This window comes from Amycolatopsis sp. NPDC034160, from assembly GCF_055575355.1.
Genome location: NZ_JBVISU010000002.1, coordinates 523,010 through 535,448 on the forward strand (window position 1 = coordinate 523,010; position 12,439 = coordinate 535,448).

Annotated in this window: 11 protein-coding genes; 7 read left to right on the top strand and 4 right to left on the bottom strand. The window is 67.4% G+C overall.

Going from position 1 to position 12,439, the window contains the following annotated elements:
• Nucleotides 1-55: 55 nt before the first annotated feature.
• A complete protein-coding gene (locus ACZ54P_RS07440; protein ID WP_465460855.1) occupies nucleotides 56-1,261 on the top strand; it encodes an MFS transporter in 1,206 nt (401 codons plus the stop codon).
• A 282-nt stretch (nucleotides 1,262-1,543) separates the two neighbouring features.
• Here ACZ54P_RS07440 and ACZ54P_RS07445 read toward each other — a convergent pair whose 3' ends face one another.
• Nucleotides 1,544-2,785 carry a primosomal protein gene (locus ACZ54P_RS07445; RefSeq protein WP_465460660.1) on the bottom strand — a complete coding sequence of 414 codons (1,242 nt, stop codon included), beginning with the start codon at nucleotides 2,783-2,785 and terminating at the stop codon, nucleotides 1,544-1,546.
• Nucleotides 2,786-2,940: 155 nt separating this feature from the next.
• Between ACZ54P_RS07445 and ACZ54P_RS07450 the strand changes: the two genes are divergently transcribed.
• Nucleotides 2,941-5,445 (top strand): DEAD/DEAH box helicase, encoded by a 2,505-nt coding sequence (locus ACZ54P_RS07450; protein ID WP_465460661.1) that lies wholly within the window; start codon nucleotides 2,941-2,943, stop codon nucleotides 5,443-5,445.
• On the opposite strand, the gene ACZ54P_RS07455 is transcribed toward ACZ54P_RS07450, so the two are convergent.
• Both ACZ54P_RS07455 and ACZ54P_RS07460 read right to left on the bottom strand, forming a co-directional pair.
• Complete coding sequence (locus ACZ54P_RS07455; RefSeq protein ID WP_465460662.1) at nucleotides 5,423-6,088, bottom strand: hypothetical protein; 666 nt, start codon at nucleotides 6,086-6,088, stop codon at nucleotides 5,423-5,425. The two genes, ACZ54P_RS07450 and ACZ54P_RS07455, sit on opposite strands and share 23 nt — an antisense overlap.
• Nucleotides 6,089-6,142: 54 nt before the next feature.
• On the bottom strand, nucleotides 6,143-6,739 hold the full coding sequence (locus tag ACZ54P_RS07460; protein ID WP_465460663.1) for an NADPH-dependent F420 reductase: 597 nt from the start codon (nucleotides 6,737-6,739) through the stop codon (nucleotides 6,143-6,145).
• A gap of 75 nt (nucleotides 6,740-6,814) precedes the next feature.
• Between ACZ54P_RS07460 and ACZ54P_RS07465 the strand changes: the two genes are divergently transcribed.
• The gene (locus ACZ54P_RS07465) at nucleotides 6,815-7,180 is read left to right on the top strand and encodes a winged helix-turn-helix transcriptional regulator (protein WP_465460664.1); all 366 of its coding nucleotides are present in this window, start codon (nucleotides 6,815-6,817) and stop codon (nucleotides 7,178-7,180) included.
• Nucleotides 7,181-7,206: 26 nt separating this feature from the next.
• On the opposite strand, the gene ACZ54P_RS07470 is transcribed toward ACZ54P_RS07465, so the two are convergent.
• The gene (locus tag ACZ54P_RS07470) at nucleotides 7,207-8,187 is read right to left on the bottom strand and encodes a sugar-binding transcriptional regulator (RefSeq protein WP_465460665.1); all 981 of its coding nucleotides are present in this window, start codon (nucleotides 8,185-8,187) and stop codon (nucleotides 7,207-7,209) included.
• A 129-nt stretch (nucleotides 8,188-8,316) separates the two neighbouring features.
• Here ACZ54P_RS07470 and ACZ54P_RS07475 point away from each other — a divergent pair, with 129 nt between their 5' ends.
• From ACZ54P_RS07475 to ACZ54P_RS07490, 4 genes are read left to right on the top strand one after another with little or no spacing between them, the layout of a single operon-like run.
• Nucleotides 8,317-9,321, top strand: coding sequence for a zinc-dependent alcohol dehydrogenase family protein (locus ACZ54P_RS07475; protein WP_465460666.1), 1,005 nt, complete (start codon nucleotides 8,317-8,319; stop codon nucleotides 9,319-9,321).
• Nucleotides 9,314-10,654 carry an ABC transporter substrate-binding protein gene (locus ACZ54P_RS07480; protein ID WP_465460667.1) on the top strand — a complete coding sequence of 447 codons (1,341 nt, stop codon included), beginning with the start codon at nucleotides 9,314-9,316 and terminating at the stop codon, nucleotides 10,652-10,654. Before ACZ54P_RS07475 ends, ACZ54P_RS07480 begins: the two co-directional genes overlap by 8 nt.
• Entirely contained in the window at nucleotides 10,654-11,589 is a 936-nt protein-coding gene (locus ACZ54P_RS07485; RefSeq protein ID WP_465460668.1) for a carbohydrate ABC transporter permease, read from the top strand. Before ACZ54P_RS07480 ends, ACZ54P_RS07485 begins: the two co-directional genes overlap by 1 nt.
• Nucleotides 11,586-12,401 carry a carbohydrate ABC transporter permease gene (locus ACZ54P_RS07490; RefSeq protein ID WP_465460669.1) on the top strand — a complete coding sequence of 272 codons (816 nt, stop codon included), beginning with the start codon at nucleotides 11,586-11,588 and terminating at the stop codon, nucleotides 12,399-12,401. The genes ACZ54P_RS07485 and ACZ54P_RS07490 overlap by 4 nt, the downstream gene beginning before the upstream one ends.
• The last annotated feature ends 38 nt before the right edge of the window (nucleotides 12,402-12,439 follow it).

Genomic DNA, 12,439 nt, shown 5'->3' on the forward strand with positions numbered 1-12,439 from the left:
CAACTATATTCCACTATATAGGAGATCTTTCCCAAATGGTGGAACGGTGGCGAAGATGGCGCAGGTCGTGGACGCGGGGGTCGGCGGAAAACGACGCTGGCTCATCCTCGCGCTCGGCCTCGCCGCGCAGACCGCGAGCTGTTCGTTCCTCTACGGGATCCCGTTCCTGGTGCCGTCCATGCAGCGTGCGGAGGGGCTCACGCTGGCCGAGGCGGGAACGGTGGTGGCGGCACCGAGTCTTGGCCTGTTGTTCACCTTGATCTTGTGGGGTGCGGCCGCGGACCGTTACGGAGAGCGTTTGGTCATCGCTCTAGGCCTGGGCGCATCGGGGTTACTCCTCGTGTACGCGGCCCTCGGCGATCACTCGCTCGGGGTGCTCTTTGGGGTATTTCTGCTCGCCGGTGCGTGCACCGCGTCAGTGAACGCCGCGAGCGGCCGGGCCGTCCTCGGCTGGTTCGGTCCGGCCGAACGCGGCTTCGCGATGGGTGTCCGCCAGACCGCCCAGCCGCTCGGCGTGGCGGTCGCCGCGTTCGGCCTCCCGCCGCTCGCGGACCGCTGGGGTTTCCAGGTTTCCCTTCTGCTGCCCGCGCTGGCCGCGCTCGTCGTCGCACTGTTCGTCGCTTGGCTCCTGGTCGATCCGCCGCGCCCGGAGACGCGATCCGCGACCGGCGAGAAACCGCCGTCGCCGTACCGGAAGCCCGCGTTGTGGCGGGTCCACGGTGCGAGCGCGCTGCTCGTCGTCCCGCAGTTCACGGTCTCCGCGTTCACGCCGGTGTACCTGGTGACCATGCACCACTGGACGGCCGCGTCGGCCGGCCTGTTCGTCGGTGGTGTCCAGATCCTCGGCGCGCTGGGGAGGCTCGCGTCGGGCTACTGGTCCGACCGCGTCGGCAGCAGGCTGCGGCCGATGCGGCAGCTGGCCGTTTCGAGCGCCGCGGTGATGCTGCTGGTCGCGCTCGGGGACGCGACGTGGCCGTGGCTGGTGCTGCTCGCGCTCGTGCTGGCCGCGGTGATCACCGTGTCCGACAACGGACTCGGGTTCACCGCTTCGGCGGAGATGGCCGGGCTCGCGTGGGCGGGGCGGGCGATGGGCACGCAGAACACCGGCCAGAACATCGCCGCCGCGCTGACCCCGCCGATGCTCGGTCTCGTGATCGGCGATTCGCGGTACGCGCTGGCCTTCTGCGTGGCGGCGGTCTTCCCGGTCCTCGCGATCGCGCTCGTGCCTGTCAAGCACGAGCAGGCCGTACCTCGCAGGTAGTCGACTACTTGCGAGGTAAGGCTTCATCCTTCCACAGGCGGGCGAGGGCCTTGACCCGGTGCCGAAGGTTGATCAACGGAAGATCGGGGACGTTGACTGTCCCCGCTCGGCCGCAGCGGCACCCAGGTGAGGTCAGGTTCCAGCAGGTCAGCAAGTACCGGTCTGCGAGAACCGTCATCACCACTCACGACCCCACACCTCGGAACCCCCAAGCGCTATGAAAGGCCCCTTCATCGCAAAATTTGCAATGAAGGGGCCTTTCATAGCGTCCCGTAGTGAGGGTCAGGCGACCGTCAGGCGGTTCTCGAAGGTCTCGACGAGCTTGCGCCACTCGGACTGCTCCGCGTCGAACGGGGCACTCGGCTCGAGGCGCGTGGGGTCCGGCCGCAGCACGAACGACACCAGCCAGCCGAGACTTTCGTTGGCGGCCAGCGCGGTTTCGACGCTGTCGTCTTCGGCCCAGTCGGCGGCGTCGGTGATCAGCTCGACGGCCAGCTCCAGCTGGGTCGGGTCGATCGCCTCCGGGCCCTCGGCGATGTCGTCGGCGATACCGGTCAGCACGTAGGTGTTCTCGGGGTCGACGTCGATTTCGAGCTCGCCCGCGGTGGCCTTCGTGGCCACCTCGTCCCAAGTGGACACTTGGGCGAGGTCGTTGCCCGCCAGGTCCTTGCCCTCCGCGATCGCGCGGATGAGCGCCTTCTCGGAGGTGAAGACGTCGATCTCGCCTTCGCTGCCGAAGAAGATCGGCTTGTCGTCGAGGTAGCAGCGCAGCGTGTAGTACTCGGCGCCGGAGGTGATGATCTTGATCGGGTCGATGCCGACCTCGCCCCAGAAACCGACGGGCTCGTCGTCTTCCTCGTCCTCGTCGACGGCTTCGAGGTCCTCGTCGTCATCGGTGGCGGCTTCGGCCGCGGCGGACTCCGCGAGGAAGGTCGCGAGTTCCTCCGCCGTCTGCTCCAGCACCTTCTCGTCGACGTCGGGAGCGGTCACCAGACCGTCGATCGCGTCGAGCACGGTGTCCCACTTCTCGGAGACCGCCTCCGACAGGTCCGCCCACAGCCGCTCGCCGTCGCGGCCGGTGAAGGGCAGCGTGCCCTGGTCCAGCAGCGAGAAGCTCTCGTGCGCGTCGAGGACCTCGTGGACGTCCTCGAGTTCGCACACGTCCGCGAGCGAACGCACGATGCCGATGATCTCGGCCAGCTCGCCGATCGTCCACTGGTCCGGCTTCTCGGCCACCAGCTCCGGGACGCCGACCAGGTCGAAGGTGTGGTCGTCGTCCGGGATCAGCTCGGGCACGTTCAGCGCCGGCACGACCTCCCACGCGGGGTGGTCGAGCAGGTCGTGCTGCTCCGAAGTCCGCACGAACGCGGCGAGGTGCGCGGCGTCGGGGAAGGCGTACAGGTCTTCCTCGTCGCCGAGGAAGGCTTCCCACTCCTCGCCGTCTTCCCGCCAGCGCGGCGCCCAGAGAGTGACGACGTCACCCTGAGGCAGGCCGAGTTCGATCGGGATGATGTCCTGTGCCATTCCTAAGCCCTCTCGGATTACCGCCTGTGTGCGCGCGACCGGGTGATGCTTGCCCGATTTGGATGCGCGGTACCGCGAAGCCTACGGGTTTCCGCCGGAGGGCGCGATCACCCCTGGGCAAGAAGCGACCAACGGATGGCACGATAGGTCCTCTGATGACTCTTACAGACCTCCTGCCTGCGGATCCCGACCCCGACTCGCTGTTCGAAGCCTTCTCCACCTGGACGGCCGAGCGCGGGCTCGAGCTGTACCCGGCGCAGGAGGAGGCCATCATCGAAGTGGTCTCCGGCGCGAACCTGATCCTGTCGACACCGACGGGCTCGGGAAAGAGCCTGGTCGCCGTCGGCGCCCACTTCACCGCGCTCGCGCACGGCCGCCGCAGCTACTACACGGCGCCGATCAAGGCGCTGGTCTCGGAGAAGTTCTTCCAGCTCATCGAGATCTTCGGCGCGGAGAACGTCGGCATGATGACCGGCGATTCGAGTGTCAACGCCGAGGCGCCGATCATCTGCTGCACGGCGGAAATCCTGGCGAATATGGCGTTGCGGTTCGGTGCCGACGCGCCGGTCGGCCAGGTCGTCGCCGATGAATTCCACTTCTACTCGGAGCCGGATCGCGGCTGGGCCTGGCAGGTGCCGCTCCTGGAACTGGGAGGCGCGCAGTTCGTGCTGATGTCGGCGACGCTCGGCGACGTCTCCTTCTTCGAAAAGGACCTCACCCGCCGGACCGGCCGTCCGACCGCGGTGGTCACGTCGGCGCAGCGGCCGGTGCCGCTCACCTTCCGCTACGCGCTGACCCCGTTGCACGAGACGATGTCCGAGCTGCTCCACGGTGGTCAGTCGCCGGTGTACGTCGTGCACTTCTCGCAGGCCGCGGCGATCGAGCGCGCGCAGACGCTGATGAGCATCAACGTCACCACCAAGGCGGAGAAGGAGGCCATCGCCGAGATGCTCGGCGACTTCCGCTTCGCCGCCGGGTTCGGGAAGACCCTCTCGCGGCTGGTTCGGCACGGCATCGGCGTGCACCACGCCGGCATGCTGCCGAAGTACCGGCGCCTGGTCGAACAGCTCGCGCAAGCCGGGCTGCTGAAGGTGATCTGCGGGACCGACACCCTGGGTGTCGGCATCAACGTACCGATCCGCACAGTGGTCTTTTCCGCGCTGACGAAGTACGACGGTGTGCGGCAACGGCATCTCAAGGCGCGCGAGTTCCATCAGATCGCCGGTCGCGCGGGCCGCGCGGGCTACGACACCGACGGCTACGTCGTCGTGCAGGCGCCTGACCACGTCGTCGAAAACGCCAAGGCGCTGGAGCGGGCGGGCGACGATCCCAAGAAGAAAAAGAAGATCGTCCGCAAGAAGGCGCCCGAGGGCTTCGTCAACTGGACGGAGAGCACCTTCGACCGGCTGATCGCGGCCGACCCCGAACCGCTCACGTCGAGTTTCCAGGTCAGCCACTCGATGCTGCTGAACGTCGTCTCCCGGCCGGGCAACGCGTTCGATTCGATGCGGCATCTGCTGGAGGACAACCATTCCGACCGCGCGACCCAGCGCAAGCTGATCCTGCGCGCGATCGCGATCTACCGCGCGCTCCTCGCGGCCGGTGTCGTGGAACGGCTCGACGAACCCGACGAGCAGGGCCGGATCGTGCGGCTCACCGTCGATCTGCAGTTCGATTTCGCGCTGAATCAACCGCTTTCGCCGTTCGCGCTGGCCGCGATCGAACTGCTCGACGTCGAGTCGCCGTCCTATCCGCTCGACGTCGTGTCCATTGTGGAATCCACGGTGGAAAACCCGAGGCCGGTCCTTTCGCAGCAGCAGTTCAAGGCACGCGGCGAGGCCGTGCAGGCGATGAAGGCCGAGGGCATCGAATACGACGAGCGGATGGAACTGCTCGAAAACGTCACCTATCCGAAGCCGCTGGAGGAGCTGCTGGAGGCGGCGTATTCCCGGTACCGGCAAGGACATCCGTGGGTCGACGACTACGAACTGAAGCCGAAGTCCGTCGTGCGCGACATGTACGAGCGCGCGATGAACTTCGTGGAGTACATCGGTTTCTACCAGCTCGCCCGCTCGGAAGGGCTGGTGCTGCGGTACCTCACCGACACCTACGACTCGCTCCGGCACACGGTCCCCGACGAGGCCAAGACCGAGGGCTTGCAGGACCTCATCGAATGGCTGGGGGAGCTGGTACGCCAGGTCGACTCCAGCCTCCTCGACGAATGGGAAGCCTTGCGGCATCCCGAAGAGGGCGGTCCGGTTTCGACGCGGCCGCCGTCGGAGCCGCCCGCGGTCACGCGGAACGAGCGCGCTTTCCGGGTACTCGTGCGGAACGAGCTGTTCCGCCGCGTCGAGCTCGCTTCCCGGCGTGCCTACGGAATGCTCGGGGAACTCGACGCCGCGTCGGGCTGGGACGCGGACGCGTGGGAAGACGCCATCGAGGACTACTTCGACGAGCACGAAACCCTCGGCATCGGGCCGGACGCGCGTGGCCCCCAGCTGCTGATCATCGAAAAGGAGGCGGAGAGCTGGCGGGTGCGGCAGATCTTCGACGATCCGGCGGGTGACCACGACTGGGGCATCAGCGCCGAGGTCGACCTGGCGGCGTCGGACGAGGCGGGGTTCGCGGTCATCCGGGTCACCGCGGTGAACCGGCTCTGACTTCGGGCGGGGCAGGGCGAAGCTGACGGCGGCGCCGGACCAGCTGAACAATCGGCACGATTAGGGAAAGCGCGGGCAACGGGAAGCCCAGGATCAGGCCGGCCGTGATGTCCGCGAGCGGGGCCGCGACGGTGGCGACGAACACCCACGTCGGCGCCGTCGGCAGCTTCGCGCCTGCCCTGGCCTTGCCCCACGGCTTCGCGATCGAGAGCCACGCCTGGAACGCGATCGCACTCGCCATCAGCGCGGTCCCGGCCACCAGCGCCACCGGTGCCGGTTCCGGGTCCCCGGCCCGCGCCGCCGCCACGGAGTCCTGCAAAGCGCCGGAAAGCAGGAAGATCCCGGCGTAGAGCTGGACGAGCGTGATCACGAACTTCGCCAGCACCCACCAATGCCGGGCGAAACCCCAGGCCGTCGCCGCGGCGAGCATGAAGCCGGTGAAGGCCGACGCGTTGGCGAGCGGGGCCAGCAGGAGGGTGTCGATCTCGTGCGCCATCGACGTCGCGGCGACGCGAATTTCGCCGTCTTCGGTCGCCCGGCTGATCGCCAGCAGGGTGAACAGGGCCAAAGCCTGTCCCATCCAGCCCACCGACGTGATGACGTGCAGCCACACCGTCATCTGGCGCCATCGTTGTTTTCTCACGCCGCCCAGATTCGCCCGCGCGCCCGGCCCGGCGCATCGGGGGCGACCCTGAGATCAGACCGGAAGGGGCGGGAAGCAGGCTTGGGCGTCGTGGCCGTCGAACCACAGCCCGACCATGAACGCCATCGTCGCCTCCATGAGCTTCGCCCGGTCGAGCCCACCGGCGTTCAGTGGCGTACACCCGAGGTCGCGAACCAACGAGCTCACCGTGGCGATCGCTTCCGGCGAGCCGCAGAGCGGCACGGCCAGCGGACGGCCGTCGAACACCGGTGGTGTCATCCGCCAGACGTCCACGTGGCACAGGTTGAACGCCTTGACCACGTGCGCGCCCTTCGCCGCGAGGGCGATCCTGGCGGCTTGGTCGGGGACCGTGAGTTCGGCGCCGGGGCCGACCGCGTTGGTGCAGTCGGCGAGGATCTTTCCGCTGAGATCCCCTGCCGCGGCGACGACTTCGGCTACCGAGGCGGCGGGGACGGCGAGGAGGATCACCTCACTCGCGCGAGCGGTTTCCGCCCAGGTTCCCACTTTCGCGGAGATCTTGGCCGCCTTGGCCTGGTCGCGGGCGGCGACCATCACCTCGTGCCCGGCGGCGGCCCACTGGCCACCGAGCGCCTCCGCCATGCCGCCCGCGCCGAAAATGCCGATACGCATGTCTTGCTCCCTAGGATCGAGTTACCGCTCGACCGTAGAAAGCGGCGCGGATACCAAGTGGTTACCGGAGGTCCCATGAACGACGTCTTCCTCGCGGACTGCCGCGCCCGGCTCGCCTTCGACCTGATGGCGAACACGTGGAACCCCGTCGTGCTCTGGGCCTTGCGGGACGGCGCGCTGCGGCCTGCCGAGCTGCGGCGGCGGCTCGGTGGTATCTCGACGAAGGTGCTCACCGAAACGGTCCGGCGGCTGGAGTTCAACGGCCTGGTCAGCAGGCGTGACTGCGGGCGGACGGCGAAGGTCGAGTACTCGCTGACGGACCTCGGCGCCAGCCTCCTGGGGCCGATCGAGGCCTTCGGGGAGTGGGCGTTCCGGCACGGTGACGACGTGATGGCGGCGCAAGACCGCGCGGTGGGTCTCGTGAGTGGTAATGAGGGTTAGAACCGTCATTACCACTCACGAGGCGGCTAAGCGGGCGGGCGGGCCTCGGCCAGTTTGAGCAGTGGAAGCGCCGCGGCGGCATCGGTGATCAGCGTGGAGACCATGCCGGAGCGGAGCACGGCGTCGATCGCTTCGGCCTTCGGTTCCGTGTAGCCCAACGCGATTACCTCCGGAACGGCCAGTAGCTCTTCGGCGCTGATGGCCAGTACGTGGTGGGCCAGTCCGGTGGACATCGGGGTGCCGTCGGCGTCGAAGAGCCGTGCGGACACCTCGGCTTTGGCACCGCGTTTCGCTATGGCGACGCGTTCGGCCTCGTCGAGCGCGTCGTACACCGTCGACTCCTCGGGTTTCCACGCGCCGATGCTGACGACCGCCTTGGTCAGGTTCTTGAACTGCCCGAAGGTCTCCGCGATCCCTGGCTGCCTTCGGAGCGTCTCGGTGGTGCGGCGGTCGGGGAGGACGAGCGGGCCGAAGATCGGGTACGCCTGTCCGCCGGAGACGGAGGCGACCCGGCTGACCGTCTCCACCGACCGGTCCCGCATGTCCATGCCCGCTTGGACTCCGCACAGTTGCACGACCGGACAGCGTGGCAAGGACCGGATGGCGTCGGTCATCGCGTTCACGGAACGTGCCCAGGCCAGGCCGAGGACGTCGCCGGGAGTGATGATTTCGGTGAGGAGCCGGGCGGCGAGGGTGCCGATCTTCCGCCGGGCCAGCTCGCGGGATTCCGGTTCCGCTGCTCGTTCGAGCACGAGCACCCGGTCCAGCCGGTACGCGGTGCGGATCTCCTCGGACAATACGAGATCCACCGGCGCGGGCAGGTGGAACTCGACCTTGACGATGCCGCTTTCCCTGGCCGCGTCGAGCATCCGGGCGACCTTGAACCGGCTGACGCCGAACTCGTCGGCGATCTCGAGTTTCGACGCGCCCTGGTCGTAGAACCGCCGGGCGACCGCGGCCAGGCGCACCGACTCCACCAAGCCAGGCTCCTGTTTCTTTCCGCTCATATGAGCACTATAACCCGAAATTCAGGCGAAAGGTTGACGTAACACCAAGGAAAAGTTCACGATGCCTGGAAATGCAGTCCGAAGCATAAGCCCGACTCGCTCGTTTGAGCGCAAAGAAGAGGAGCTGGCATGCGTGCCGCGATCGTGGACAAGCCCGGGGAGATCAGGGTCGGCGAGGTGCCCGATCCGAAACCGGGGGATCGCCAGGTCGTCGTCAAGGTCGGAGCCTGCGGAATCTGCGGTACCGACCTCCACATCGCCGACGGGCACTTCCCGCCGACGCCGTATCCGATCGTCCCCGGCCACGAGTTCGCCGGCGAGATCGTCGAACTCGGCGCCGACGTGCCGGGCGGCTGGCGGATCGGCGACCGGGTCGCCGTCGACCCGTCGCTGTTCTGCGGCTACTGCAAGCCTTGCCGGTCCGGCCGCGGCAACCTCTGTGAGAACTGGAACGCGACCGGGGACACCGTGAACGGCGCTTTCGCCGAGTACGTCGCCGTTCCCGCCGCCAACTGCTACCGGATGCCGGACACGATGACCTGGGAACAGGGCGCGCTGGTCGAACCGGTTTCCTGCGCCGTTCACGGGGTGCGCCGGATCGGTGTCGAGGCGGGGGAACGGTTCCTCGTCGTCGGCGCGGGCACGATGGGGCTGATCATGCAGCAGTTGCTGCAGCGTGCGGGCGCCCACGTCACGGTGGTCGATCGCAACACCTCACGGCTCGGCCGGGCCATGGACCTCGGCGCGGCCGCGGTCGCGGGTGACGTGAAGGACCTCGACGACGAGAAGTTCGACGCCGCCGCGGACTGCACCGGCGCCGCGCCCGCCATCGAAGCCGCTTTCGACTCGCTTCAGCGCGGAGGCCGTCTGCTGGTCTTCGGGGTCGCGCCCGCCGAAGCACGCGTCGCGCTTTCGCCGTTCAGGATCTACAACGACGAGATCACCGTCGTCGGCTCGATGGCCGTCATGAACAGCTATGGTGCCGCGCTCGACCTCGTCGCCGACGGCGCCATCGACACCGGCGCGCTCCTCACCGACACGCTGCCGCTGGAGCGGTACCCGGACGCGCTCGCCCTCATGCGCAGCGGTGCCGGGCTGAAGGTCCAGGTGCTACCGGGAGGCGAAAGTGCGTAAAACAGCCGCTCTGCTCGCGGTTCTCCTGCTGACCCTCACCGGATGCGCCGGGGCGGGCGCGCTCGGGAACGGCGATCGGACGCTCGTCGTCGCGATCGTCGCGAACCCGCAGATGAAGGACGCCATCCAACTTTCCGGCGAGTTCGAGAAGGCGAATCCCGGCGTCACCCTCAAATTCGTGTCGCTGCCCGAAAACCAGGCCCGCGCGAAGATCACCGCGTCGACGGCTACCGAAGGCGGCGAGTTCGACGTCGTCATGATCAGCAACTACGAGGCGCCGCAGTGGGCGGCGAACGGCTGGCTCGAAAACCTCGAACCGCATATCGCGGCGAACCCCTCGTACGACTCGGCCGACTTCATCCCGAGTATCAAGGAATCCTTGTCGCACAACGGTTCCCTGTACGCGGTGCCGTTCTACGGTGAGTCGTCGTTCCTGGCTTACCGGAAGGATCTGTTCGAAAAGGCCGGACTCACGATGCCCGCCAGGCCGACGTGGACGCAGATCGCGGAGTTCGCGGCGAAACTCGACGACAAGGCGAAGGGGATCGCGGGGATCTGCCTGCGTGGCAAGCCGGGCTGGGGCGAGAGCCTCGCGCCGTTCACCACGGTCGCCAACACCTTCGGCGCGCAATGGTTCGACAAGAACTGGAACGCGAAACTGGACAGTCCCGAGTTCAAGGCCGCCGCGGAGTTCTACGTGAACCTGGTGCGGCAGCACGGTGAGGTCGGCGCGTCCAGCGCGGGCTTCTCCGAATGCGGCACGCGGTACACCCAAGGCCAGGCCGCGATGTGGTACGACGCGACGGTCATGGCGGGGACCAACGAGGACCCGTCGGCCAGCAAGGTCGTCGGGAAGTCCGGCTACGCCCCGGCACCGGTGGAGAAGACGCAGGCGAGTGGCTGGCTCTACACCTGGGCGCTGGCGATCCCGAAGGTCGCCAAGGACAAGGCCGCCGCCTTCAAGTTCATGTCTTGGATGACCGACAAGGCCTACGTGCAGCGAGTCGCCAAGGAGTACGGCGACTGGAACCGGGTGCCGCCGGGTGTGCGGAAGTCGACCTACGACATCCCTCAGTATCGCGAGGCCGCCAAGGCCTACGCGCAGCCGACGCTGGACGGGATCGCGGACGCCGACCAGCGCAAGGCGATGGTGAATCCGGTGCCCTACCCCGGAATCCAGTTCGTCGGCATTCCCGAGTTCCAGGATCTCGGCACCCGCGTGAGCCAGCAGCTTTCGGCGGCGATCGCGGGTCAGCTCACCGTGGACGAAGCCTTGAAGCAGGCGCAGGAGTACGCGCAGACCGTCGGTAAGTCGTATCAGGAGGTGCAGTGATGGCCACGCTCTCCGCTCCTGCCCGCACCGAGCCCGCCCACGCCAAGGCGGCTGCTCCGAAGCGAGGCACCGACACCCCGTTCAAACGACGGCTGCCCCTGTTGCCCGCGTTGCTGTTCGTCGTCGCGGTGACCCAGTTGCCGTTCCTGCTGACGGTGTTCTACTCGTTCCAGTCATGGAACCTGGTGCGGCCCGGCTCGCGGCACTTCGTCGGGCTGCAGAACTACATCGACGTCTTCGCCGACTCGACGTTCCTCGCGGCGTTGCTGAACACCGTCGTGCTCACGGTCGTCTGCGTCTTCTTTTCGCTGCTGCTCGGGCTGGGGCTGGCGATCTTGCTGGACCGCAAGTTCCTCGGCCGCGGGGTGGTCCGGACGTTGCTGATCACGCCGTTCCTCATCCTGCCCGCGGCGGGCGCTCTGCTGTGGAAGACGACCATGTTCGACCCGACGTACGGGTTGCTGCATTTCGTGTTCGGCACGGACGTCGACTGGCTTTCGGAGTTCCCGCTCGCGGCGGTGATGGCGCAGGTGGTCTGGCAGTGGACGCCGTTCATGATGCTGCTGATCCTGGCCGGGCTGCAGAGCCAGCCCAAGGACGTGCTGGAGGCGGCGGCCGTCGACGGGGCGGGCCGCTGGCGGACGTTCACCTCGATCACGTTGCCGCATCTGAGCCGGTTCCTGCAGCTGGCGACCCTGCTGGGGGCGATCTACATCGTGAACAGCTTCGACGCGATCTTCCTGATGACCCAGGGTGGTCCGGGCACGGCGAGCACGAACCTGCCCTTTTACATCTATCAGCGCGCGTTCCAAGGTTTCGACATCGGGCAGTCGTCCGCGATGGGCGTCATCGTCGTGATCCTGACGATGATCGTCGCGACCTTCGCGCTGCGGCTGATGTTCCGCACGTTCTCGGTCCAGGGAGGCGCGAAATGAAGAGCCGCTTCGGTCCGGGCGCGCTGACGGTCGCGACCTGGGTGATCGCGATCCTGTTCGTGTTCCCGCTGCTGTGGATGATCCTCACGGCCTTCAAACAGGAGGCCGACGCCTACACCGATCCGCCACGCCTGTTCTTCACCCCGACGCTCGACCAGTTCGCGGGCGTCCTCGAACGCGGTTTCCTGCCGTACCTCTCGAACTCCGCGTTCGTCACCGTCGTGTCGACGGTGTTCGTGCTGCTGCTGGGTATCCCGGCGGCGTACGCGCTCTCACTGGCGCCGGTGAAGGGGACGAGCAACGCGCTCGGTTTCTTCCTGTCGACGAAGATGCTGCCGATCGTGGCGGCGATCATCCCGCTGTACGTGATCTCGCAGAACACGCGGCTGCTCGACAACGTCTGGGCGCTGATCATCCTGTACACCTCGATGAACCTGCCGCTGGCCATCTGGATGATGCGGTCGTTCTTCCTCGAAGTGCCGCACGAGATGATCGAAGCCGCCCGGATCGACGGCGCCACCCTGCCGGTGCTGCTGCGGAAGATCATCATGCCGGTCGTCGCGCCGGGGGTGGCCGCGACCGCGCTGATCTGCGTGATCTTCTCGTGGACCGAATTCTTCTACTCGGTCAACCTCACCGCCGCGAGGGCGGGGACCGTGCCGGTGTTCCTGGTCGGGTTCATCACCAGCGAGGGGCTCTACTGGGCGCAGCTGTCCGCCGCGGCCCTGCTCGCTTCGCTGCCGGTGATGATCGTCGGCTGGATCGCGCAGAACCACCTGGTGCGGGGGCTGTCCATGGGCGCGGTCAAGTAAGGCGTTGGGTCTCGTGAGTGGTAATGACGGTTCTAACC